We start from the raw sequence: 23290 nt of genomic DNA on the forward strand, positions 1-23290 counted from the left end.
CGCGCCGCGGGCAGGCAGGCCCGGCGCATGGCGCAATCCAGCAAAATCGCGCCGCGCTGGCAAGCGGTTGGCGCCGTTTCGCGGGCCGCGCGGCTGCGCCGGTCCGGCCACCTTGCGGCATTCCGCGCCGGGTATTAGTTTCCAGCTTGCAATCTCGTGGGGTGTCCGGCCGGTGCCGGGCTGAGAGGCCATTCGGGCCAACCCAACGAACCTGATCCGGGTCATGCCGGCGGAGGGATGAGAGATGCAGTCTCCCAGCCAATCTGGTGCGTCGTCCGGCGCAGCCGAACTCGCGGGCATCGCGGCAGCAACGCTCGAAGCCTTGCGGGCGAAGGCGCCGCGCGTTCACTGCATCACCAACACGGTGGCGCAGGCTTTCACCGCGAACGTGCTGCTCGCTGCCGGCGCGGTTCCGGCGATGACGGCCTCGCCGGAGGAGGTCGGCGCTTTCGTCGCGATGTCCGGCGCGTTGCTCGTCAATATCGGCACGCTCGACCGCGAGCGCCGCGTGGCCATCGATACCGCAGTCGAGGCCGCGGTGGCCGAGAACATTCCATGGGTGCTCGATCCCGTCTTCATCGACCGCGTGCCGTTCCGCGCCGAACTGGCGCACGACCTGATCGAGCGCGGCAACCGCGCTTTGCGCCTCAACGCGGCGGAGTTCCGCGCGATTTCCGGCGCCGATCCGACGCCGCGCAACGTCGCGCAATATGCACGCCAGCGCGGCACCGTGGTCGCGCTGACCGGTGCGACCGACGTGGTCGCCGACGCAACGCGGCAGGCCTCGGTGTCGAACGGCCACCCGTGGATGGCGAAAGTCACCGCGGTCGGCTGCGCCAACTCGGCGCTGGTCGCGGCCTGCATCGCGGTCGAACCCGATCCGTGGAAAGCGGCGCTGTCCGCCGTCCTGATCGGCGGCATCGCCGGCGAGATCGGCGCGCGCCATGCGCAGGGGCCGGGGACCTTTCCCGCAGCCTATGTCGACGCGATCAGCACGCTCGACGCCGCTGCCATCGCCAGCCACGCGCGCGTCCAATGAACGCCGTCGATCTGCGTCTTTATGCGCTGCTCGATCCCGACAACGCCGGCGGGCATGACCTGCCGCGGCTCGCGGAACTGATCGCGCCGGATACCACGCTGGTGCAGCTGCGCGACAAGCACGGGACGACGCGCGAGATGATCGCGCGTGCCCGCGCGCTGCACGCAGTGCTGTCGCCGCGCAGGATTTTTCTGCTCATCAACGACCGCGTCGATGTCGCACTTGCCTGCGGCGCGGAAGGCGTTCATGTCGGCTGGGACGACATGGAGGCCGCCGATGTGCGGCGTCTGCTCGGGCCGAAGGCGATCGTCGGCCTCAGCATCAAGAGCGTGAGGCAGGCCGATGCCGCGCCGCTCGAGATGCTCGACTATGTCGCGATCGGCGGCGTGTTTACGACGATCTCGAAGAACAATCCCGATCCGCCGGTCGGGCTCGACGGCTTTCGGACCATTCTCGCCGCGATCCGCAAGCGCGCGCCGCACATGCTGGTCGCCGCGATTGCCGGGATCGACGCCGGCAATGCGGGGGATGTGGTTGCGGCCGGCGCCGACGGCGTCTCGGTGATCTCCGCGCTGTCGCGCGCCACCGACCCCGCCGCCGCCGCGAAGTCTCTGCGCGGCGTGATCGATGCCGCGCTGGCAAAGCGAGGCGCGCGATGACGCCGATCGCGCTCACCATCGCGGGTTCGGATTCCGGCGGCGGCGCCGGCATCCAGGCGGATCTGAAAACCTTCGCCGCGCTCGGCGTCTACGGCACATCGGCGATTGCGGCCTTGACCGCGCAGAACACCAAGGGCGTCACCGGCATTCACAATGTGCCGCCGGACTTCGTCGTGGCGCAGATCGACGCCGTGTTCGGCGACTTCGCGGTCGGCGCGGTCAAGATCGGCATGCTGTCGACCGCGCCGATCATTCGCGCGGTTGCTGCCGCGCTCGAGCGCCACAAGGCGCGCAATATCGTGGTCGATCCGGTGATGGTCGCGACCTCCGGCGACCGGCTGCTTGCCGCCGATGCGGTCGATGCGCTGCGCAAGGATCTCATTCCGCTGGCCGCCGTGGTGACGCCGAACCTGCACGAAGCCGCCGCGCTGTCGGGTGCGACGCTCGCCCGCAACGAGGGCGAGATGGAATTGCAGGCGCGCCACATTCTGACGCTCGGGCCGCGCCGCGTCCTGGTCAAAGGCGGACATGGCGACGGCCCGGAAGCGACCGATCTCCTGATCGGCGAATGGGAGATCGTGCGCCTGCCAGCGCAACGCATCGCGACGAAAAACACCCACGGCACCGGCTGCACATTGTCGTCCGCCATTGCCGCCGGGCTCGCCAAGGGCGAGACGCTGCCGGACGCCGTGCGCGGCGCCAAGACCTACGTCACCGCGGCGATTGCCGCCGCCGACCGCGTGCCGGTCGGCCATGGCCACGGGCCGCTGCATCATTTCCACGCATACTGGTGAGGACATCATGACCAAGATCACGCGCCGCAACGCGATCGGAGCGGGAGCCGCCGGGCTTGCCGGCACGCTGGCGATGCCGTCGATTGCACGGGCGCAAACGATCAAGTGGCGCATGGCGACCTCGTGGCCGAAGCGCCTGCCGGGGCCGGGCATGTCGGCCGAGCGCGTGGCCGAGCGCATCCGCAGCCTGTCGAACGGCCGGCTCGATATTTCCGTGCATGCGGCCGGCGAACTGGTGCCCGCCTTCGAAGTGCTCGACGCCGTCGGCAACGGCGTCGCCGATTGCGGGCACACCGCGGCGTTCTACTGGCAGGGCAAGATGCCGGCCGCGGCCTTCTTCACCACCGTGCCGTTCGGGTTGACGCCGGGCGAGCACGTCGCCTGGGTCGATGCCGGGGGCGGGCAGGCGCTCTGGGACGAACTCTATGCGCCGTTCGGCGTGAAGCCGTTCATGGCCGGCAATACCGGCGTCTGCATGGGTGGCTGGTTCCGCAACGAACTGAAAAGCGCCGCCGATCTGCGCGGCTTGAAGTTGCGCTCGCTCGGCCTTGGCGGGGAAATCTATCGCCGCATGGGCGCGACGCCGCAGACCACGCCGCCGGCCGAAATCCTCAACAGCCTGCAGTCCGGCGTGATCGACGGCGTCGAATTTGTCGGACCCGGATCGGACATCGCGCTCGGCCTCTATCGTGTCGCGCCGTTCTACTACTATCCCGGCTTCAACAAGCCGAACGGCACCGGCGAATGCATCGTGTCGCGCAAGTCCTGGGCCGCGCTCGGCAAGGACCTGCAGGCGATCGTCGCACATGCCTGCGCGACCGAGGCGAATTACGCGCTCTCCGAAATGGAACGGCTCAATGCCGAGGCGCTCGCGCTGATGACGTCGCGTCATCGCGTCAAGCTCAGCGCGTTCCCGCGCGATCTCGTTGCGGATGCGCGCAAGCACGGCGTCGATGTGCTCGCCGATGTCGCGGGCCGCGATGCGGTGAGCCGCAAGGTCCACGACTCGTATCTGGCGTTCCGCGACACGACGGCGACGTGGTCCGAAATCTCGATCGAGGCGGTGCTCGGCGCGCGCGGGTAGGGCCGTTCCGGGCTCGAGGCCCGCGCCGGAAAACGCTCCCGGTCCCCGCTGTGTCTTTTCGGAAACAGTCGTTTTCGAAAAAACTGTCTTATCCGGGATTTAGCTGGTTAATCGACATGGTTAACCGCCGATTTACCAAACCAAGGCACCTTCCACCACGCATGGGCGAGGCCCGTGCCGCGAATTCGATTGCACGCCGTGTGGTCTGTCACCGGCCTTCGGCGTCGTGTTCATCGCAGTGTGAAAGGGTTGCTCAATGATTGCCAAGTTGATCCGCCGCGGCATCGCCACGCTCTTCGTCGCCGCCGCTCCGCTCTCCGCCAGCGCCGCCGATCTGCCGCCCGCCTACAAAGCGCCGGCTTATGTCGCGCCGGCCTACTTCAGCTGGACCGGTTTCTATGTCGGTCTGAACGCCGGCTACGGCTTCGGCAGCTCCGACTGGAGCGCCTCGGCCATCAGCCTCGATCCGAAAGGTTTTCTCGGCGGCGTGACCGCCGGCTACAACTTCCAGACCGGCACCTGGGTGTGGGGCCTCGAGACCGATCTGATGTGGTCGGACATGAAGGACGACACCGCCTGCGGTCTCGCCACCTGCTCGACCAAGAACACCTGGCTCGGCACCACCCGCGGCCGCATCGGCTACGGCGGCTGGGATCGCTGGCTGCCCTACATCACCGGCGGCGCGGCCTATGGCAGCGTCAAGGCCGAGAACAGCCTGACCGGCTCGACCAGCGAGACCCGTTTCGGCTGGACCGTCGGCGCCGGCCTCGAATACGCGATGTGGAACAACTGGAGCGTCAAGGCCGAGTATCTCTACGCCGATCTCGGCAAGTTCGACTGCGGCGCGCCCTGCGGCGCGGGCACCCCGAACGACGTTTCGTTCAAGAGCCATATCGTGCGCGCGGGCATCAACTACCGCTTCTGATCGCACGACGCGAACGAAGACATAAGAAACCCCGGGCCTCGTGCCCGGGGTTTTGTTTTGCGCCGGCGTGAACCGGCCGAATTACTTCTTCGGTGCGACGAGCTTCTGGCGCTGCTCGCCGAGGCCGTCGATGCCGAGCGTCACCACGTCGCCGGCATTGAGGAACTGCGGCGTCGGCTTCATGCCGAGCGCGACGCCCGGCGGCGTGCCGGTGACGATGACGTCGCCGGGCTCGAGCTTGAAGAACTGCGAGCAGTACCAGACGATATGGGCGACGCCGAAGATCATCGTCTTGGTGTTGCCGCGCTGGCGCTTCTGTCCGTTGACGTCGAGCCACATGTTCAGGTTCTGCGGATCCTTGATCTCGTCCTTGGTGACGAGCCAGGGACCGAGCGGCCCGAAGGTCGGCGCGCCCTTGCCCTTCATCCAGGTCGGCTCATGGTTGATCTGGAAGTCGCGCTCGGAGACGTCGTTGTTGATGCAATAGCCGGCAACGGCGCGCATCGCGTTCTCTTTGGTGAGGTTGAGCGCCGGCGAGCCGATCACAATCGCCAGCTCGACCTCGTAGTCCATCTTGGTCGAGCCCTTGGGGATGATGGTGTTGTCGTTCGGGCCGCAGATCGAGGAGGGCGCCTTGGTGAAGAGGATCGGCTCCTTCGGGATCGCCATGCCGGCTTCCGCCGCGTGGTCGGCATAGTTGAGGCCGACGGCGATGAAGTGGCCGACCTTGCCGACGCAGGCGCCGAGCCGCGGCTTGCCGGGGACGACCTTGAGGCGCTTGATGTTGGCCTTGCGGATCTTGGCGAGGCTTGCCGGCGACAGTCCCTCGCCGGCGAGATCCGGCACGATTTTCGACAGGTCGCGGATCTTGCCGTCGGCGTCGATGATGCCGGGCTTCTCCTTGCCAAGCGGTCCATAGCGGACGAGTTTCATTTTACGGTCTCTCCCCGAAACATTCTGCATTGTGGGTGAAGCGATCGGCCGATCATGCGACGGCGCAGGGGCCAAGGGCAAGTGGAGGGGGCTGCCCAGAGCCGTTTGGCATCGTGTCCGCTGCGTATTCCGCCTCATCCTGAGGAGCATCGCCGCCAGGCGATGCGTCTCGAAGGATGGCCCCCGTGGCCTCATGGTTCGAGACGCCCGCCTGCGCTGGCGCTTCGGCGGGCTCCTCACCATGAGGGGGAGAGGCGGACATGCGAGTTCACCCGTATTCTTATCCGGCGCCGGGTACGCCGCAGTCCCGATCCTGTTCCTTCCGCCCCTTGAACACGGGGCGCGCGGAACGCCGGACGTTTCACCGCGTCCACGGCCCTGTGTGTGTTTGAGTTTGAACACACAGGCGACGTCACCGCAGTCGCCGGAAGCATCCGGCGTCCCGCGCGCGGTGTTTCGAAGGCGTCGCTCGCACAAGCCCCGGCGCGGGTCCGTTGTACGCGCCGCTGTTCCGGCCGCCCGCCGGATGGGGATCGTGCGGCTTCCGCCTGCCTGACCGCATCGTGCGTCACGATGCGACCGGGCCACCGCCAACCGGCCGCGGAAACGCTCCGCACCGGCTCCGGTCTGCGCGGCCTGATCTCCGGCCGCGCGTTCCGGATCCGCCCCGCGCCTCGTGACGCTCATGAGACGCCCCCGTGAGACGGGGCGGGATGGAACGAGGGTAGAAAAGCCGGCCCGGTCTGTCAAGGAAATAAATCCCAATTATCCGGTTGACACCACAATGACTAAATGTTGTATTGTTGAAGCCGAGGAAACCTATGTTGAGCGTGCCGAGGCTGGCGCGCCCAAATTCATTTGTCCCTCTTGCCGGACTCCACTGGCACTAAGCGAGTCAGCCCGCCAAGAACTCCACCGGGAGGTGGAGTCCTGGGATCGGCGTTTTGACCGGCCTCAGACAATAGTGAATTCAATACTCGACGTGATTGCGGAGGATTTGTCCCGGCCAGAAGGGCATTCAGAATAGGCGACGACTCCAGCTGCTTCTTACGCAGACGCCGCGTAGCGGCGCTAACGGCCCGATTTCTTTTCTGAAGCAATTTTAAAGTTAGGTTGTAACAGAGCGTTACATAAGCAGACTGCGACGCAACCTTTGACCGTTTGGCAAAGAATGATTTTTTGATTGCTTTGTGTATGTGAACCGCGATGGCAAGTTCATCGCCGATTAGTTTGTTGTCAAAATCGAGTATTTGTCTTGAATGGGCGAAAGCGTTTCGGATGATCCTTACGATATTTAGATCATCTCAAAACGTGTCGTCATAAATTCCAAAAGCATGACCGGCAATAATCTTTGTATGAAAAGAACGTAGGGGGCCGTTCTCACCGACCAACTGCTCCCAAGTTGCATCATCGCGGCGCTTAAATTTATCTCGCAATAACGCATCCAACTGGTGTTCTACGAGAACGCCGCCGAGAATGCCTGTAACAATGGCATGTTGTGACAGGTCGGAAAACACATCGCTTAGTGCTGCAGCCTCTTCGTGAGACAGTTGAATTTGTGATATAATTCTAAGTTGTCTGCGGCGTGTTCCTTTGCCCGTCATGAAAGCTCCCCGATGGCGAAAAAGTCAGATGACAATTTTAGTGACAACGAAACCAAGCGCCGTATGGAGGCCGCACTACGCGGCGCACGCGTTACAGGTCACAAGGCGATGAGCGACATCTCGCCTAAACGAAACCTTGGCAAGGTCGCCAAGAAAAGCAAAGCAAAGAAGAAGCCCGGCAAATAGTCGGGCTTCCGATTTTCGGAGCCTACGCAATGACTAAATGGAAAAAACTCCGTTGTTGGGCGGTCATGAAAGCCGCGCGTCTATTATGTATTCCGATTGATGTTCATCCGACCTTTTTCAGTTTCGGGAAAAATGACCGCAGCACCTCAACGTGCTTTAGCGCGCCGAAGTAGGATGCAGACATGTCTGTTGGGTCGAACACAACCAGCAAATCATCGGCCGCACTAAGACTTTTTGCGCCGTGAGTAGTAATTGCCGTTGTGTTGTGTGGGGATTCCACCATGAAAAACGACGTGGTTTCTTCCCAGTATCCCATGCCTTCAGCGCGCATTGCGTCGATCAGCGCTTTATATCTTTCGGCATAAGAGCGGCCGCCGACAGTTTTGTCGGCAATTCGAAAAGTTACGCAGTAGTTTGAGTTGGCCATGATGGCGCACTCCATAGTTGAAGTGCGAGCCGCTTGACCCAAGCAATCGAGTCGGATTCAATCCAATTCGCTACACAACCTGCTCCGCGAACGGCTCGCTACCACGCGGAGAAATTCGAGGGCCGCTGGACAGCACCACCTGTCCGGCGGCTTTTCTCGAATCGGTCCCGGTAATGCTCACGGGATTCGCGAGATTCGGCAAGAACGAATCATGATCGCCCCCGGTAATTCACCGGACCCAGATTCGCTTTACCTTGCGCTTGATTGGATGCTTTTTGCGCCAACGCAGGAAGCGCCGCGCGACATGCTTGAATACGGGCTTAGTGAGGCCCCCGATACGTGAGACGCTTGCCAGCCGCACCCTTCACGGCAAGTGTCGCACGGTCGCCATCGTTGAAGCCAAGCTTGATCCGGTGATTGAAACGGAAATCGTATTCCGCGAGATAGCGGTGCAAATGTTTTTCGCCGCAGTGCTGGTAGACGCCGCGCATACCGCGTTTGAAAATTGAGAAGTAGCCCTCGACCGTGTTGGTAGTCACATCGCCACGGGCGTATTCTTTCCCGCTGTGATTGACGGTTTCGTGCTTCGCGAAATTAGCGCCGACCTTGGTGTAAAGGCGCGACTCGTCAGTGTGCAACCGGCTTTCGCGCATGATGTTTTCGTTGACGATGTTGGCGACGTTCTCAGCGTCGGCAACCGCGACATGGAATGAGCGCACGTTACCGCCGCGCTCGACCAGCGAGACAATCGGGCGGTTATTCGATGCACGGCCACCTTTAGTGAACGGGCGACCGCTGGTCGTCTTGGTGCGGCGGTTCGCCTTGTCCACTTTGCCGAAATAGGTTTCGTCGGCTTCAACGATCTGGCCCTCGCCACCAAGCGGGCTAAGGCCCCCGTCGCGCATCGCTTCACGAATTCGGTGGCACATGAACCATGCGGCCTCGTAGCCGATGCCGAGGGTGCGATGGATTTGGTGAGCCGATACGCCTTTCTTGCTGGCGCACATCATGTGGAAGGCTTGGAGCCACTTGTGCAGCGGGATTTTGCTGCGCTCCATGACGGTCCGCATGGTGACGGTGAAATCCTTGCGGCACTTTGACTCAGCGCAGCGGAACACGCCGGGGCGCTTGGTCGCGTAAGCGTGATTGATAACGCCACAGTGCGGGCAAACCGGACCTTCCGGCCACAGAACACCTTCGAGATAGGCCCTAGCGGCCTGATCGTCGCGGAAGTGGGGTGCTGAGAAGGTGTCCATGTCCAAAGCCCTTTGTTGCTGCAAATACAGCATATGGGGCTTGTGGTGTCAACCGGATAATTGGGAAATAAATCCTATTCCGAACTGTGCCGAAACCATGACGGTTCCCGGCGCGCGGTCACGTTTGCCGCGCGATGTAACGGCTCGTGATGGGACCAACGCGGCGTTCTGGCGTTAACCCAGCATACCCCCAACGCAGGCGTTTCGCTTGCGGCCAACCCTCACATCTCGCGTCCGAAGCGATGTGCGCCTGCTCCACCAAGAAGGAGGCGAATTTCATGACCGATATTCGATTGCCCGCGCCTCAGAGTCCGCACTGTCCGCTGTGCGGCCGCGCGATGAGCCTTGTCGAAAGCCGCACGCGCACCGCCGACAGGCTGGTCGACATCTTCAAATGCAGCGATTGCAGCGTGCATTTCCCGCGCGACATCGACGCGCCGGAAGGTCCCACGGTTATCGAACCGTGAATGTAACCGGCCCGTTTTTGCGCGGCATTTTCACGGCCGGATAAACCATCGCTGCGATGATCCCTCCCAACAATATCCGCCCGCATTCGCATTGCGGGCGGACGCGGCCGAGACGCCCGCGAGACATAGCGTTCCTTGAGAGGGAGGGAACCCATGACCGTTGTCGAGGACGACAAGACCGTCGTGCAAGGACAGGTCGAGCGCCGGCGCATTCGCCGGCACCGCACCCTGAAGGGCGGCAGCATCGCCTTCAACTCCGGCGCGCGGTTCGATTGCCGCGTGCGCAACCTGTCGCCGCTCGGCGCCTGCCTGGAGGTAGAATCGAGCATCGGCGTGCCGGACACATTCGTGCTGCTGATCGACAGCGAACACGCCCGGTACGACTGCCGGGTGGTATGGCGCGAGCCAAAGCGCCTCGGCGTCGAATTCCCCGGCTGACGCCGCCGGCTGCCGGACACGCATTGCCGGCGGCACTCGCCGGCAACACCGGAGGAAAATCGGTTTTCGGCCATCCTCGAAGTGCGGCGCCCCAATTGTCACCGGGGCGCATTTGGTTGAAGCTGCCGCCCGGATGGTGGCAGGCGCACCGACAAGAAGGCGCCGCCCGCGAGGTTGGGGGTGGCAATGTTGCGTCGGCGTGCGGGTCGGTCTGCAGGACAACGTGTCCATCGACTGCCGAAGCGTGTCCCGGTTTTTGTCCTGACAATCCTGACCGCGTCAGCCGCGGTGCTGCCAGACGCATGGGCCGGCGCCTTTGCCGTCCACGAGCAGAGCGTGGCCGGGCAGGGCGCATCCTATGCCGGGGTCGCGGCCGGCGGCGCGCTGTCGTCGATGTTCTGGAATCCGGCGACGATCACGCAGCAGTCCGGCAAGAGCATGGAGAACGGCTTTTCCGGCATCATCAGCAAGACGTCGCAAGGCGGCGTCGGCGGCGGCGGCGCGCTGACGGCGTCCGACAGCAACACCGCCAAGAACGCGCTGGTGCCGTCCGGCTATTCGTCCTGGCAGCTCAACGACCGGTTCTGGATCGGCTGGGGCACCAACGGCGCCTACGGCGTCGCGGCAAAGTTTCCGAAGACCTGGGCGGGCGCGGCCTATGCGCAGGACTCCGAGATGAAGTCCTACAACTTCAATCCGGTCGCCGCGATGAAAGTGACGGACTGGCTCAGCGTTGGGCTGGGGCTGCAAATTCAATACATGGATATCCGGTTCGAGAATTTTCAGGGCGCGGCGGTGTCGAACCTGAGGCTCGAAGGCACCGGCTGGGGTTTCGGCTTCACGGCGGGCGCGACCTTCACGCCGTTCCGCGGCACGCAGATCGGCATCGGCTATCGCTCGGCGATCGACCAGGATCTCAAGGGCGACATGACCGGCGGCATCGGCCTCGCGACCAACGGCGGCATCAAGGCGACGGTGAAACTGCCGGACGTCATGACGGTCGGCCTGCGCCAGCGGGTCGGCGAGCGCGCGACGGTGATGGCGGGCGTCGAATGGACGAACTGGAGCCGGATCGGCGGCGTGGCGGTGACGCAGGCGAATGGCGCCGCGGCGCTCGGGCCGACCGGCGCCGCCATCCTGCTGCCGTTCAACTATCGCGACAGCTTCATGGTTTCGATCGGCGCCGAATGTGCGCTGCGGAGCGACCTCACGCTGCGCGCGGGCTTTGCTTATGAGTCGACGCCCATTCCGGAAAGCGTGCGCACGCCACGGCTGCCGGACAGCGACCGTTACTGGTACTCGATCGGCTCGAGCTACCGGCCGCCGCAGTTCCCCGGCCTCGTCGTCGATCTCGCCTACACCTATATCGACGTCGCCGCGACGCCGATCACGATCACGGCGGCATCGGGCAATCCGTGGTTCTCGGCCGCCGCCGGCGCCTATACCGGGACGGCCGACAGCAGCAGCCACATTGTCTCGCTCGCCGTGCGCTATCAGTGGGGCGGGCCGATCTGGTAACGGCAAGAATCCACCGTTGTCATCGCCCGCCAACGGGCCCGCGCAAGCGCGGCCCGATGACAGGCTCCGGCGGGCGATCCAGTAAACACGGACGTCGACGGAGATTACTGGATGCCCCGCCTTCGCGGGGCATGACGGAGGAGATTGTGCAGCCGCCCGAGGGAATTCGTGCGTTCACAAAGCGAGGCCGCGCTCCTAGAACGTGCCGGGGAAGGCGCCGCCGTCGATCAGCAGATTTTGCCCGGTGATGTAGCTCGCCTGCGCCGAGCAGAGAAACGCGCAGGCCTCGCCGAATTCCTTGGGATCGCCGAAGCGCTTGGCCGGGATGCTGGCGATGCGGCCGGCGGCGATCTCGGTGATGTTCTTGCCCGACGTTTCGGCGGTCTTGCTCAGGTTGGCGCGCAGCCGGTCGGTGTCGAAGGCGCCGGGCAGCAGCTGGTTGATGGTGACATTCCTGTCCGCGACGGTGCGGGAGACGCCGGCGAGGAAGGCGGTCAGCCCCGAACGCGCGCCGGAGGACAGATCGAGGCCGGCGAGCGGCGCCTTCACCGCGGCCGAGGTGATGTTGACGATGCGGCCGAAGCGGCGCTGCTTCATCGGATCGATCACCTTCTGGATCAGCTCGATCGCGACGATCATGTTGGCGATGACGCCGTCGATCATCTGCTGGCGCGACAGTTCGCGGAAGTCGCGAAACGGCGGGCCGGCGTTGTTGTTGATGAGAATGTCGGGCTGCGGGCAGGCGGCGAGCAGCTTGGCCTGACCTTCGGGGGTCGACACGTCGGCGACGACGGGGGCCACTTTCGTCTTGGTGAGGTTTGCGATCTCGATCGCGGTCGCCTCGGTCTTCTTCGGGTCGCGGCCATTGACGATGACCTCGCAGCCGGCTTCGGCGAGCGCGCGGGCGCAGGCCTTGCCGAGCCCGCGGCTCGAGGCGCAAACGATGGCCTTGCGGCCGGCAATTCCAAGATCCATTGCGGAGAGTCCTTCGCGTTTCTTGTTGTGGCGCGAGTGTCGGGTGCGCCCGCGGAAGCGTCAAGGCTTCGAGGACCGGCTGTCGCCTGACCGTCGCAAACGGCTGGTAGGCGGGACGGCGACGCCACTGAAACGATTCTCCGCCCGCCGGAAGCCAAGGCCATGACCTAATGCCCATGACCCTCCAGCCGCACGATCCGTCGCCCGCCCATGTTCCGCCGTCCTTCGCCGATCCCGACGCCCAGGTGATGGAGCGCGCCTATCAGCGCTGGGCGCCGGTCTACGACGCGCTGTGCGGACCGGTGTTCCTGAACGGGCGGCGCGCGGCCGCCGCTGCGGCGCGCGACGTCGGCGGACGTATTCTCGAGATCGGCGTCGGCACCGGGCTGTCGTTCGACGACTACGACGCGAGCACCGAGATCACCGGCATCGATATTTCCGAGCCTATGATCGCGCGGGCGCGCGAGCGGGCGGCGTCGGGCCGCTATCCCTTCGTCAAGGGCCTCGCCGTGATGGACGCCGGCGCGCTTGGCTACGCCGATGCGTCGTTCGACTGCGTGGTCGCGCAGTTCGTCATCACGCTGGTGGAGAACCCGGAGCAGGTGCTCACCGAATGCGCGCGGGTGGTGCGGCCGGGCGGGCAGATCATCCTCGTCAATCATCTTTACTCGGAGCGCGGGCTTGCCGCCGCGGTCGAGCGCTGGACGGCGGCGCGGGCGCGGCGTCTCGGCCTGCGGCCGGAGTTTCCCTTCGCGCGGCTCGCGGCCTGGGCGCAAGCGCACTCCGGCGTCGAGCTGATCGAGCGGAGGAAGATCCCGCCGTTCGGCGTCTACACGCTGGTGCGGTTCCGCCGGACCGCCGCGGCGTGACTGTCATAAAACTGCAATGCGCGCATGCTAGGTGCCGATCCAGATGGCAATGACCGGACAGGGCAGCGTTTCGTGACGGAAGTCGTCCCGAAACGGTTTCGTGCGCTCTTCATCTCCGACGTGCATCTCGGCACGCGCGGCTGCCAGGCCGACAAGCTGCTCGACTTCCTGCGATACCATGAGGCCGACACGATCTACCTCGTCGGCGATATCGTGGACGGCTGGGCGCTGCGCTCGTCGTGGTACTGGCCGCAGGCGCATAACGACGTGGTGCAAAAGCTGCTGCGGCAGGGCCGCAAGGGCGCGCGCATCGTCTACATCCCCGGCAATCACGACGAATTCCTGCGCGGCTATTACGGCACGCATTTCGGCGGCATCGAGGTCGCCGAAACCGCGATCCATGAGGGCGCCGACGGGCGGCGCTATCTGGTCGTGCATGGCGACATCTTCGACATGGTGGTGACGCAGGCGCGCTGGCTCGCGCTCCTGGGCGACAAGGCCTACGAATTCGCGATCGCGGCGAACCGCGTGTTCAACGCGCTGCGGCGCATCTTCGGCGCGCCGTACTGGTCGTTGTCGCAGTGGGCGAAGCTGAAGGTGAAGAACGCGGTGAACTATATCGGCGCCTTCGAGAAGGCGCTCGCCGCGGAAGCCAAGCGCCACGACGCGCAAGGGGTGGTCTGCGGCCATATTCACCATGCCGCGATCCACGACGATTTCGGCCTGCGCTACGTCAACTGCGGCGACTGGGTGGAAAGCTGCACGGCGGTGGCGGAAGGCCACGACGGCGTCTTCGCGATCATCAACTGGGCGCGGCCCGGCCACGACCGCGCGCCGGCAGCGCCGGCGCGGGTGGAAGCGGCATGAAGCTTCTGATCGCGACCGACGCCTGGAATCCGCAGGTCAACGGCGTGGTGCGCACGCTGAAGCAGACCGCGCGCGAGGCTACGGCGCTCGGCAACACGGTTCATTTCGTCACGCCGGCGATGTTCGCCGGCATGCCGATGCTGGGCTATCCGGAAATCCGCCTCGCGCTGGCGACGCGGCGCCTGGTGGCGCGCGCGGTGGACGCCTTTGCGCCCGATGCGATCCATATCGCGACCGAAGGGCCGGTCGGGCTCGCGATGCGCGGCCTCTGCATCGCGCGGCGGCTGCCGTTCACCTCGAGCTTCCACACGCGGTTTCCGGACTATCTCGCCGAGCGGCTGCCGCTGCCGGCGCGCTGGACGGAACGTGCCGTCTGGTCGCTGCTGCGCTGGTTCCACGGACCTGCGGCGGCCACCATGGCGGCGACGCCGACGCTTCTCGCCGAACTCGAGACGCGCGGCTTCAAGACCGTGAAGCTGTGGCAGCGCGGGGTCGATGCGGCGCTGTTTTCCCCGGAGAAGGCGGGCGATCTCGGATTTGCGCGGCCGGTGTTTCTCACCGTCGGCCGACTCGCGGTCGAAAAGAACGTCGAGGCGTTTCTCGCGCTCGACCTGCCGGGCACGAAGCTCGTGGTCGGCGACGGGCCGGCGCGCGCGGAGCTCGAGAAGACATTTCCCGGCGCGGTGTTCCTCGGCGCGCAGCATGGCGAGGCGCTGGCGCGCATCTATGCCGGCAGCGACGTCTTCGTGTTTCCGAGCCGCACCGACACCTTCGGCCTCGTGCTGCTGGAGGCGCTGGCGAGCGGCCTGCCGGTCGCGGCTTTTCCGGCGCCGGCGCCGCGCGACGTGCTGGGGCTGGCGAGCGACCCGGCCGCGGTCGGCGCGCTTGACGAAGATCTGCGCGCGGCCTGCCTGAAGGCGCTCACGCTGTCGAAGCAGGCGGCCCGCGATTTCGCGCTGACGATGACCTGGCAGGCGAGCACGCGCGCGCTGCTCGGTCACGTCACGCAGGCGGTGAACCCGGCGCTGGGCCGCCGGGCGCGGCGGCGGGAGGCGCGGGCCGCGGCGTAGGTTTTCGTTCGTCATGGCCGGGCTTGTCCCGGCCATCCACGACTTTCCTGCGTTTTATGCCAAGTTAGACGTGGATGCCCGGCACAAGGCCGGGCATGACGGGTGTGGAACTTGCTCGGCCTGTCGAGCGAGCCTACGATTCTCGGCATGTCTCAGTTGAAGCCGCCGACCGCCGCCGATGTCGATGCCGCTGCGTCGCGGCTCAGCGGTATCGCGATCCGCACGCCCCTGATCAACTCGCCGGTGCTGGACGCCGCCATCGGCGCGCGGGTGTTCCTGAAGGCGGAGACCCTGCAGCGTACCGGTTCGTTCAAGTTCCGCGGCGCCTACAACAAGATGTCCTCGATCGCGGCGGACCGCCGCGCGGCGGGCGTGGTGGCGTTCTCGTCGGGCAATCATGCGCAGGGCGTCGCCGCCGCGGCGCAGTTGCTCGGCCTGCCGGCGACCATCGTGATGCCGCGCGACGCGCCGGCGGCCAAGCGCGAGCGCACCGCCGCGCTCGGCGCGCAGGTCGTGCTCTACGACCGCGACAGGGAAGACCGCATGGCGATCGCGCAGGGCATCGCCGCCGAACGCGGCGCGACGCTGGTGCCGCCCTATGACGATCCGCTCATCATCGCGGGGCAGGGCACCATTGGCCGCGAGATCGTCGAGGATCTTGCCGCGCAGGGCCTGAAACCCGACGTGGTGGTGATCGGCGCTTCGGGCGGCGGGCTTGCCGCCGGCATCTCGCTCGCCGTCAAGGCGCGGCTGCCGCAGGTGAAGTTCTACACCGCGGAGCCGGAAGGCTTCGACGACATGGCGCGCTCCTTCGCCAGCGGCCATCGCGAAACCAACGCGAAGCTGTCCGGCACGATCTGCGACGCGCTGATGTCGCCGACGCCGGGCGAGCTGACTTTTCCGATCACGCGCGCGCTGATCGGCGAGGGCGTGGCGGCGAGCGACGCGGAGGTCGCCCGCGCGGTCGGCTTCGCGTTCCGCGAATTGAAGCTGGTGGTCGAGCCGGGCGGGGCCATCGGGCTTGCGGCGCTGCTCGCCGGCAAGGTGCCGGTTGCGGGCAGGGTCGTGGTCGCGGTCTTGTCCGGCGGCAACGTCGATGCCGCGCTGTTCGACAGATTGATCGCAGCGTAGCGATTAAACTCCTCTGTCATGCCCCGCGCAGGCGGGGCATCCAGTACACTCGTGAAATTCGGTGTTTACTGGATCGCCCGCCTTCGCGGGCGATGACTGCCAACAAGTCAGCTCACCAGCGCGATGCGTTCGTCGGCGCTCAAGGCGCGCACCGGCGTCATCGGATCGTAGCCGGGCGGCAGCTGACGCCGGACAACGGCAGGTGGCGTTGCCGCCGGTTGTTCGGCGACAACCGGTGCTGCGAACAGTTCGATGTCGCCCGGCGTCTCCGCAACAGCCTCAACGGCCGTCGCTGCCTCGACGACCGTTTCGAGAACGGCTTCGACCGCCGCGGCTTCGAGGATGGCTTCCGCGACGGGCGCGTCAAAAACCTCCGGCGCAATCGCCTCGGCGTCGAACGGCTCGGGCGTGAAATCGACCGGCGCGGCGGCTTCGGTCCGCTCGTCCTTGTCGATCTCGAACGGCTGGAACATCGCGACCGCCGGAAAGGCGAGCGTCGAAGCCGCCGGCTCGGCTGAGAGCGCAATTTCAATGTGCGCAGTGTCGATATCGGTCCGCTCGTTGCGGAACTCGACGGCGGCGGCCGGTTGCGGCAGCGCCACCACGGTCGCCTCGGCGGTAAAGTCGATCGCCGGCAGTTCGGGCCGCGGACGGGGCGGCAGCGGATTGGCCGCGATCACCGTCAGTTGCACGCGCGGCTCGGCCTTGTCTTCGGGCGCGGTCGCGCCATCGCGGGCGGTGTCGTCGAGCAAGCCGGCGATGCGGCCCTCGAGCAGTTCGAGCAGCGCCATCACCTTCGCGCCCTTCGAGAACTCGCTGTCCGACCAGCCGATGTCGAGCCGGGCGTGATGGATGGTGGCGGCGAGCGAGCGCAGTTCCTCGAACACATGAGCGGTCGCAGGATCGCGCGCGATCCGCAGCCGGGTTTCAATCCGCGACAGCGTGTCGAGCGCGTCCTGCGTCGTCGCCTTGCGATGGCGGCGCGCGTGTTCGGCGAGGAACCAGCGGCCGCGGCCGGTCGCCATCACCGTGTCGCAAAACGCGCGATATTCGGCCTCGGTGGGCTCGGCGGAAAGGTCGCTGCGGACGAGAGGGTCTGTGGCCATAGGCAATCCGGTCGCCGGCAGTCTATCAAAGGACGCAACTGATTCGGCCAGCACCCCCGACAGGCCTGTGACAAGCACTGCTGCTCCGCTCCGACCGGGTTTCATCACGCGGCTCGCGCTGCTTTACGCCGCGATCTTCACGCTGGGCGGCGTGCAACTGCCGTTCTTCCCGGTGTGGCTGGCCGCCAAGGGGCTGGACGAGCGCGCGATCGGCCTCGTGCTGGCGCTGCCGATGGTGGTGCGGGTGGCGGCCGTGCCGCTGGCGACACGGATCGCGGACCGTGGCGACGCGGTGAAGGCGGTGCTGGCGGCGGCCGCCGTCGCGACCGTCGCCGGCTATGTGCTGCTCGGCTTCGCCGAAGGCGCGCTGGCGATCGGGGTCGCGTTCGCGCTCGCCTCGTTCCTCTACACGCCGATCATGCCGCTCACCGAAACCTACGCGCTGCGCGGGCTCGCCGCGCGCGGCCGCGCCTACGGGCCGGTGCGGCTGTGGGGTTCGCTCGCTTTCATCGCCGGCACTTTCGCGGCCGGCGCGGCGATCGATCTCATTCCGCATGAGCGGCTGATCTGGCTCCTGGTCGGCGCGTCGCTGTTGATTGCGCTCACGGCGGTTGCGCTGGAGCCAATGAGCTTTGCGAGCGCTCCGGCGGCTCACGCGCAGCCGCCGCCGCCGCGCCGGGGCCTGTTGCGCGACAAGGTGTTCCTGCTGGTCGCGGCGGCCGCGGCGCTCGCGCAGGCGAGCCACGCGGTCTATTACGGCTTTTCGGCACTCGCCTGGACGCAGGCCGGTCTCGACGGCGCGGCGGTCGCGGCGCTGTGGGCGCTCGGCGTCATCGCGGAGATCGCGCTGTTCGCATGCCAGGAGCGGTTGCCGCGCGCGCTGACGCCGTTGCGGCTGCTCGCGCTCGGCGCGGCCGGCGCCGCGCTGCGCTGGCTCGCGATGGCGTTCGATCCGCCGGTCGCGACGCTGCCGGTGCTGCAACTGATGCACGGCCTGTCGTTCGGCGCGGTGCATCTCGGCTCGCTCGCCTTCGTCGCGCGCCATGCGCCGCCGGGGCAGGGCGCGACCGCGCAAGGCTATTTCGCCATCGCGCTTGGATTGGCGATGGCGGGTGCGACCGGACTGGCCGGCGTGCTGTTTGCGTCGTTCGGAAACGCCGCCTACGCGGCGATGGCGCTAGCGGCGGTTGTTGGCTGCGCTTGCGCGTGCATCGCGAAGCGCCTTGCTGCCGAACCGGCGGCGTGAATCGCGGGTCGCGGCGCGGGTCGGCGTGCCGCAGGTCGGCACCAGCTGCGCCAGTTCGCGGCCCTCGATATAGATCATCTTGCGGGTGAGGCCGCCGTGCCGGTTGATGAGCCGGCGCACATGCGCGGGATAGATGTTCCACAAGGCCTGCGTGCCGAGCGGGCTCGTCACCGGACGGCCGCTTTCATCCGGCATCCACGCGGCGTGGAAGCCGAGCCGCGCGCGCGGCGTCGCGCAGATGCGGTCGCGCGGCACGACGCCGAGCAGGATGGTGCAGGCGGACAGGCAGTTGCCGTCGATGACGACGCGCTCGCCGGTGTCGCGCACATTGGTGAAGGTCTGAAGATAGGCGCCGATCTGGCCGCCACGATCTTCCGAGATGAGCATGGTGGCGGACGCGGATGTCACTCCGCACGCCAACAGCATTGCGCCTGCCAGAAACGCCCGCAGCCCCGTCACGTCAGAGACCCCTCAGCCCCCGGGCCGTCTGTCACGGCCCTTATCGCGACTCAGTCTAGGTCAGACGGTAACCATTTGTTAACCAAAAAAATTAACCCGCCTTAATTTATGAGCCGGAAAGACAGCGGTGTTTCGTGCCAATTCGGGACAGGCCCGAACGATCAACCCCACAAAGCGGGCGTTGGGGGGAAGATTTGGCTGTCGCGGTATTGGAGTCCGTTGGCGCGATCGCGCGCGAGCAGCAGCGGACCGTCGAGGTCGACGAATCGCGCGCGCTGCGCGACCAGCATCGCCGGCGCCATGGCGAGCGAGGTCGCGACCATGCAGCCCGCCATGATCTGCAGGCCGAGCCGTTCGGCTTCCGCGACCATCGCCAGCGCTTCGGTGAGGCCGCCGGTCTTGTCGAGCTTGATGTTGACCGCGTCGTATTTGCCGGCAAGCGCGCCAAGCGAGGCGCGGTCGTGAACGCTCTCGTCGGCGCAGACCGGAAGCGGCCGCGCGATGGTCGCGAGCATGTCATCCCGGCCGGCCGGCAATGGCTGCTCGACCAGCGACACGCGCGCGGCGGCGCAGGCCGCGAGGTTCGCTTCGAGATTGGCGGCGGTCCAGCCTTCGTTGGCGTCGACGATCAGGTCCGACTGCGGCGCGGCGGCGCGCACCGCCGCGATGCGTGCGACATCGCCGTCGCCGCCGAGCTTCACCTTCAGGAGTTTGCGCGCGGCGGAGCGGGCGGCGGCCTCAGCCATCTTGTCCGGCGTGTCGAGCGACAGCGTGTAAGCGGTGATGCGCGGCGCGGGCGCCGGCAGGCCGGCAAGCGCATGGACGGGACGGCCCGCGCGCTTGGCCTCGAGATCCCAGAAGGCGCAGTCGAGCGCGTTGCGCGCCGCGCCGGGCGGCATCGCGCGTTGCAGGGCGGTACGGTCGAGACCGCGCTTGAGGGAACTTTTGGCGGCGTCGAGCGTTGCCACAACTGCCTCGACGGTTTCGCCATAGCGCGCATAAGGCACGCACTCGCCGCGGCCGCGGAAAGACCCTTGAACGGACTCTTGGACGAGTTCCACGACGACGACCGCCGCTTCCGTCTTGGCGCCCCGGCTGATCGTGAATGTGCCGGCGATCGGCCAGTGTTCGACGCTGGCCGACAACACAAGGGGTTGATCGTTAACCATATTTTCCGGCTGCCGGACCCTCGACAGCATCGCCGGGGTGGGCCAATTATGGATTGGACGGGTGGCTGCGCTCAAGACCGGAGCACAGTGTGAGCGACGAGATTCTGCTGAAAAGCACAGCCGACGGGACGCGGCTGGCTTTGGCGGGCGCTGGCGAATGGACCGCGCTCGCGGCCAATCGGCTGGAAAAGGACATCGTCGCCACCGGACGGGGCGCGGAGGATGTCACGCGCGTCGACATCGACATGAGCGGCGTCAAGCGGCTCGACACCTTCGGCGCCTGGCTGCTGGAGCGGCTGGTGCGCAGCTGGCGCGACCGCGGGGCGGTGACGCAGGTGACCGGCCTTGCCCCGAACTTCCAGACCCTGATCGACGAGGTGCACGGCGCGGGCCAGAACGAGGCGCCGCCGCCGCCGCGGGCAACGCTCGCCGCCGGGGGGCTGTCGGCGATCGGCCGCAGCGTCGCGACCGCCGGCGGCGCGTTCATCGCGATCCTCGACATGCTCGGCGCGCTCGCCACCACGCTGCTGCGCGTCGGGGCGAAGCCGGCCCGGTTCCGCTTCACCTCGCTGATCCATCATCTCGACCATGTGTGCTGGCGGGCGGTGCCGATCATCCTGCTCATTACCTTCCTGATCGGCGCGATCATCGCGCAGCAGGGCATTTTCCATTTCCGCAAGTTCGGCGCCGACATCTACGTCGTCGACATGGTCGGCATCCTGGTGCTGCGCGAGATCGGCGTGCTGATCGTCGCCATCATGGTGGCGGGGCGTTCGGGAAGCGCCTACACCGCCGAGATCGGCTCGATGAAGATGCGCGAGGAGGTGGACGCGCTGCGGACGATGGGCTTCGACCCGGTCGAGGTGCTGATCCTGCCGCGGGTGCTGGCGCTCATCATCGCGATGCCGATCCTCACCTTCATCGGCTCGATGGCCGCGCTTTACGGCGGCGGCCTCGTCTGCTGGCTCTATGGCGGCATCGATCCCGACATTTTCCTCAGCCGGCTGAAGGAGGCGATCACGCTCGACCATTTCAAGGTCGGCATGATCAAGGCGCCGTTCATGGCGCTGATCATCGGCATCGTCGCCTCGGTCGCCGGCCTCAATGTCAAGGGCAGCGCCGAGTCGCTCGGCATGCAGACCACCGCCTCGGTGGTGGAGTCGATCTTCCTCGTCATCGTGGTCGATGGCCTGTTCGCCATCTTCTTCGCCTCGATCGGGATGTAGGCGATGGCGACGAACGGCAAAAGCAACGGCACGCAGGGAGACGTCATTATCGGCGTGCGCGACCTCGTGGTCGGCTTCGGCGCGACTAATGTGCTCGATCATCTCGACCTCGACGTCTATCGCGGCGAGATCCTCGGCTTTGTCGGCGCGTCCGGCGCCGGCAAGTCGGTGCTGATGCGCACCATCATCGGACTTCTTCCGCGGCGCGGCGGCGAGATCACCGTGCTCGGCGTCGAACTGTCGAAGGCGAGCGAGGCCGAGCGCCGCGCGGTCGAGCGGCGCTGGGGCGTGCTGTTCCAGCACGGCGCGCTGTTTTCCTCGCTGACGGTCGCCGAGAACATCCAGTTCCCGATGCGGGAATATCTGAAGCTGTCGCAGCAATTGATGGACGAGATCGCGGTCGCCAAGCTCGAAATGGTGGGGCTCGACCCTTCCGTCCGTCACAAGTTCCCGTCGGAACTGTCCGGCGGCATGATCAAGCGCGTGGCGCTGGCGCGCGCGCTTGCGCTCGACCCCGACATTCTGTTTCTCGACGAACCGACCTCCGGCCTCGATCCGATCGGCGCCGGCGATTTCGACGAGCTGATCGCCACCCTGCAGCGCACTTTGGGACTGACCGTTTTCATGGTAACTCATGACCTCGACAGCCTGCACACCGTCTGCGATCGGATCGCCGTGCTGGCGGACGGCAAGGTGATTGCCGCAGGAACGATGGACGTCATGCTCGCCTCACAACATCCCTGGCTGAAGGCGTATTTCCACGGCAAACGCGCGCGCGCGGTCGGCGCGGCGGCGTCAGGGCAAATGGCCGGCGCTTTAGCGCCGGGGCGATGAGACGGAGCGTCCGATGGAAACCAAAGCAAACTACGTCCTGATCGGCGTCTTCGTGCTGGCGATCATCGCCGCCGTGTTCGGCTTCGTGTTCTGGTTCCAGAACACCGGCACCGGCGGCGAGCGCAACTATTACCGCGTGGTGTTCGAGAATTCGGTGTCGGGCCTGCGCACCGGCGCATCGGTGCTGTTCAACGGCATCCGGGTCGGCGAGGTCAACGACCTGCGGCTCAACCCGGAGCAGCCCAGGCAGGTGGTCGCCTATATCTCGGTCGACAAGTCGGTGGCGATCCGCCCCGATACCCGCGTCGCCATCGAATTCCAGGGGCTGACCGGCATCGCCGCGATCGGCCTGTCCGGCGGCAGCGCCGACAAGGCGCCGCTGGCCGGCACCAAGGCCGATCCGGCGACGCTCAGCGGCTCGCAGGGCATGACGCGGGACGTGACGCAGGGCGCCCGCGACGTGCTGCAGCGGATCGACGAGTTCATCTCGGAGAACCGCGGCCCGTTCAACAACACGCTGAAGAACCTGGAAAGCTTCTCCGGCTCGCTCTCCAAGAACTCGGTGCAGATCGACGAGACGCTGAAGAACATCCAGGAGTTCTCGGCGGTGATGAGGAAGAACAGCGAGAAGATCGACCACATCGTGTCGAACCTCGAGACGCTGACCGGCGGTCCCGACGGCAAGACCGGCGACGTCGCCGAGACGATCCGCTCGCTGCGCGATCTGTCCGCCAATCTCGACAAGCGCACCGAGTCGATCACCGAGGGCATCAACAAGCTGACGGCGACGGGCACGCGGCAGATCGACAGCATCGGCCGCGAATTCCGCCAGACGCTCAACACCATCGAGCGGGCGGCGCGCAACATCGACCAGAACCCGAGCCGGCTGCTGTTCGGCGGCAGCGGCAACAAGCGGTAGTGGCGCTAACGGTAAGGGCTTAACCAGAGCCTTCTGGTGTCATCATCCGCGAAAGCGGGCAATGACGTCTGAGAAAACAAAACGGCGGC

25 protein-coding genes and 1 riboswitch are annotated in these 23290 nt (G+C 66.1%); of the genes, 17 read left to right on the top strand and 8 right to left on the bottom strand.

The genetic code is table 11. The features are described 5' to 3' along the window. The first annotated feature begins 147 nt into the window (after positions 1 to 147). A riboswitch (TPP riboswitch) is annotated at positions 148 to 255 on the top strand. The 5 genes from thiM to AB7F10_RS02645 all read left to right on the top strand — a co-directional run bounded on the left by thiM (position 245) and on the right by AB7F10_RS02645 (position 4501). Beyond that, complete coding sequence (thiM, locus tag AB7F10_RS02625; protein ID WP_428557826.1) at positions 245 to 1039, top strand: hydroxyethylthiazole kinase; 795 nt, start codon at positions 245 to 247, stop codon at positions 1037 to 1039. Its footprint overlaps the riboswitch before it by 11 nt. Further along, positions 1036 to 1698 carry a thiamine phosphate synthase gene (gene thiE / locus AB7F10_RS02630; protein ID WP_428557825.1) on the top strand — a complete coding sequence of 221 codons (663 nt, stop codon included), beginning with the start codon at positions 1036 to 1038 and terminating at the stop codon, positions 1696 to 1698. Before thiM ends, thiE begins: the two co-directional genes overlap by 4 nt. Next, positions 1695 to 2492: a bifunctional hydroxymethylpyrimidine kinase/phosphomethylpyrimidine kinase gene (gene thiD / locus AB7F10_RS02635; protein ID WP_428557824.1), complete on the top strand. Its 798-nt coding sequence runs from the start codon at positions 1695 to 1697 to the stop codon at positions 2490 to 2492. The genes thiE and thiD overlap by 4 nt, the downstream gene beginning before the upstream one ends. A 7-nt stretch (positions 2493 to 2499) precedes the next feature. Beyond that, positions 2500 to 3576, top strand: coding sequence for a TRAP transporter substrate-binding protein (locus tag AB7F10_RS02640; RefSeq protein ID WP_428557823.1), 1077 nt, complete (start codon positions 2500 to 2502; stop codon positions 3574 to 3576). Positions 3577 to 3832: 256 nt separating this feature from the next. Next, entirely contained in the window at positions 3833 to 4501 is a 669-nt protein-coding gene (locus AB7F10_RS02645) for an outer membrane protein (RefSeq protein WP_428557822.1), read from the top strand. An 81-nt stretch (positions 4502 to 4582) separates the two neighbouring features. Here AB7F10_RS02645 and AB7F10_RS02650 read toward each other — a convergent pair whose 3' ends face one another. Together AB7F10_RS02650 and AB7F10_RS02655 are read right to left on the bottom strand one after the other, a co-directional pair. Next, the gene (locus AB7F10_RS02650; protein ID WP_428557821.1) at positions 4583 to 5434 is read right to left on the bottom strand and encodes a fumarylacetoacetate hydrolase family protein; all 852 of its coding nucleotides are present in this window, start codon (positions 5432 to 5434) and stop codon (positions 4583 to 4585) included. 1304 nt (positions 5435 to 6738) lie between these two features. Continuing rightward, positions 6739 to 7038: a hypothetical protein gene (locus AB7F10_RS02655; protein WP_428557820.1), complete on the bottom strand. Its 300-nt coding sequence runs from the start codon at positions 7036 to 7038 to the stop codon at positions 6739 to 6741. A gap of 12 nt (positions 7039 to 7050) precedes the next feature. Between AB7F10_RS02655 and AB7F10_RS02660 the strand changes: the two genes are divergently transcribed. Further along, on the top strand, positions 7051 to 7224 hold the full coding sequence (locus AB7F10_RS02660) for a hypothetical protein (RefSeq protein ID WP_428557819.1): 174 nt from the start codon (positions 7051 to 7053) through the stop codon (positions 7222 to 7224). A 103-nt stretch (positions 7225 to 7327) separates the two neighbouring features. On the opposite strand, the gene AB7F10_RS02665 is transcribed toward AB7F10_RS02660, so the two are convergent. Both AB7F10_RS02665 and AB7F10_RS02670 read right to left on the bottom strand, forming a co-directional pair. Further along, positions 7328 to 7651, bottom strand: a complete 324-nt coding sequence (locus tag AB7F10_RS02665) for a hypothetical protein (RefSeq protein WP_428557818.1) — start codon at positions 7649 to 7651, stop codon at positions 7328 to 7330. Positions 7652 to 7971: 320 nt separating this feature from the next. Beyond that, entirely contained in the window at positions 7972 to 8907 is a 936-nt protein-coding gene (locus AB7F10_RS02670; protein WP_428557817.1) for an IS1595 family transposase, read from the bottom strand. 278 nt (positions 8908 to 9185) lie between these two features. Between AB7F10_RS02670 and AB7F10_RS02675 the strand changes: the two genes are divergently transcribed. The 3 genes from AB7F10_RS02675 to AB7F10_RS02685 all read left to right on the top strand — a co-directional run bounded on the left by AB7F10_RS02675 (position 9186) and on the right by AB7F10_RS02685 (position 11330). Beyond that, positions 9186 to 9374, top strand: coding sequence for a hypothetical protein (locus tag AB7F10_RS02675; RefSeq protein ID WP_428557816.1), 189 nt, complete (start codon positions 9186 to 9188; stop codon positions 9372 to 9374). 153 nt (positions 9375 to 9527) lie between these two features. Next, positions 9528 to 9812 (top strand): PilZ domain-containing protein, encoded by a 285-nt coding sequence (locus tag AB7F10_RS02680; protein WP_428557815.1) that lies wholly within the window; start codon positions 9528 to 9530, stop codon positions 9810 to 9812. A gap of 288 nt (positions 9813 to 10100) precedes the next feature. Next, positions 10101 to 11330 (top strand): OmpP1/FadL family transporter, encoded by a 1230-nt coding sequence (locus AB7F10_RS02685; RefSeq protein ID WP_428557814.1) that lies wholly within the window; start codon positions 10101 to 10103, stop codon positions 11328 to 11330. A gap of 195 nt (positions 11331 to 11525) precedes the next feature. On the opposite strand, the gene AB7F10_RS02690 is transcribed toward AB7F10_RS02685, so the two are convergent. Next, a complete protein-coding gene (locus tag AB7F10_RS02690) occupies positions 11526 to 12305 on the bottom strand; it encodes an SDR family oxidoreductase (protein ID WP_428557813.1) in 780 nt (259 codons plus the stop codon). 248 nt (positions 12306 to 12553) lie between these two features. Here AB7F10_RS02690 and AB7F10_RS02695 point away from each other — a divergent pair, with 248 nt between their 5' ends. From AB7F10_RS02695 to AB7F10_RS02710, 4 genes are all read left to right on the top strand, one after another. Beyond that, positions 12554 to 13174, top strand: a complete 621-nt coding sequence (locus AB7F10_RS02695; RefSeq protein WP_428558397.1) for a class I SAM-dependent methyltransferase — start codon at positions 12554 to 12556, stop codon at positions 13172 to 13174. 72 nt (positions 13175 to 13246) lie between these two features. Then, positions 13247 to 14041 carry a UDP-2,3-diacylglucosamine diphosphatase gene (locus tag AB7F10_RS02700; protein WP_428557812.1) on the top strand — a complete coding sequence of 265 codons (795 nt, stop codon included), beginning with the start codon at positions 13247 to 13249 and terminating at the stop codon, positions 14039 to 14041. After that, the gene (locus AB7F10_RS02705) at positions 14038 to 15111 is read left to right on the top strand and encodes a glycosyltransferase family 4 protein (RefSeq protein WP_428557811.1); all 1074 of its coding nucleotides are present in this window, start codon (positions 14038 to 14040) and stop codon (positions 15109 to 15111) included. The genes AB7F10_RS02700 and AB7F10_RS02705 overlap by 4 nt, the downstream gene beginning before the upstream one ends. A 147-nt stretch (positions 15112 to 15258) precedes the next feature. Continuing rightward, positions 15259 to 16242, top strand: a complete 984-nt coding sequence (locus tag AB7F10_RS02710) for a threonine ammonia-lyase (RefSeq protein WP_428557810.1) — start codon at positions 15259 to 15261, stop codon at positions 16240 to 16242. Between the two features lie 107 nt (positions 16243 to 16349). Here AB7F10_RS02710 and AB7F10_RS02715 read toward each other — a convergent pair whose 3' ends face one another. Next, on the bottom strand, positions 16350 to 17348 hold the full coding sequence (locus tag AB7F10_RS02715) for a hypothetical protein (RefSeq protein WP_428557809.1): 999 nt from the start codon (positions 17346 to 17348) through the stop codon (positions 16350 to 16352). Between the two features lie 67 nt (positions 17349 to 17415). Here AB7F10_RS02715 and AB7F10_RS02720 point away from each other — a divergent pair, with 67 nt between their 5' ends. Further along, positions 17416 to 18594, top strand: coding sequence for an MFS transporter (locus AB7F10_RS02720; RefSeq protein ID WP_428557808.1), 1179 nt, complete (start codon positions 17416 to 17418; stop codon positions 18592 to 18594). Here AB7F10_RS02720 and AB7F10_RS02725 read toward each other — a convergent pair. Both AB7F10_RS02725 and dgcA read right to left on the bottom strand, forming a co-directional pair. Beyond that, entirely contained in the window at positions 18526 to 19002 is a 477-nt protein-coding gene (locus AB7F10_RS02725) for a hypothetical protein (protein ID WP_428557807.1), read from the bottom strand. The two genes, AB7F10_RS02720 and AB7F10_RS02725, sit on opposite strands and share 69 nt — an antisense overlap. 212 nt (positions 19003 to 19214) lie before the next feature. Beyond that, entirely contained in the window at positions 19215 to 20222 is a 1008-nt protein-coding gene (gene dgcA / locus AB7F10_RS02730) for an N-acetyl-D-Glu racemase DgcA (protein WP_428557806.1), read from the bottom strand. Positions 20223 to 20311: 89 nt separating this feature from the next. Between dgcA and AB7F10_RS02735 the strand changes: the two genes are divergently transcribed. Genes AB7F10_RS02735 through AB7F10_RS02745 form a run of 3 tightly spaced genes read left to right on the top strand, consistent with a single transcriptional unit; the run spans position 20312 to position 23201 of the window. Next, positions 20312 to 21448, top strand: coding sequence for an ABC transporter permease (locus tag AB7F10_RS02735; RefSeq protein WP_428557805.1), 1137 nt, complete (start codon positions 20312 to 20314; stop codon positions 21446 to 21448). Between the two features lie 3 nt (positions 21449 to 21451). Next, positions 21452 to 22282: an ABC transporter ATP-binding protein gene (locus tag AB7F10_RS02740; RefSeq protein WP_428557804.1), complete on the top strand. Its 831-nt coding sequence runs from the start codon at positions 21452 to 21454 to the stop codon at positions 22280 to 22282. A 13-nt stretch (positions 22283 to 22295) separates the two neighbouring features. Then, positions 22296 to 23201, top strand: a complete 906-nt coding sequence (locus tag AB7F10_RS02745; RefSeq protein ID WP_428557803.1) for an MlaD family protein — start codon at positions 22296 to 22298, stop codon at positions 23199 to 23201. Positions 23202 to 23290: the final 89 nt, after the last annotated feature.

The sequence above is a fragment of the Pseudolabrys sp. genome, from assembly GCF_050250095.1.
GTDB lineage: Bacteria > Pseudomonadota > Alphaproteobacteria > Rhizobiales > Xanthobacteraceae > Pseudolabrys.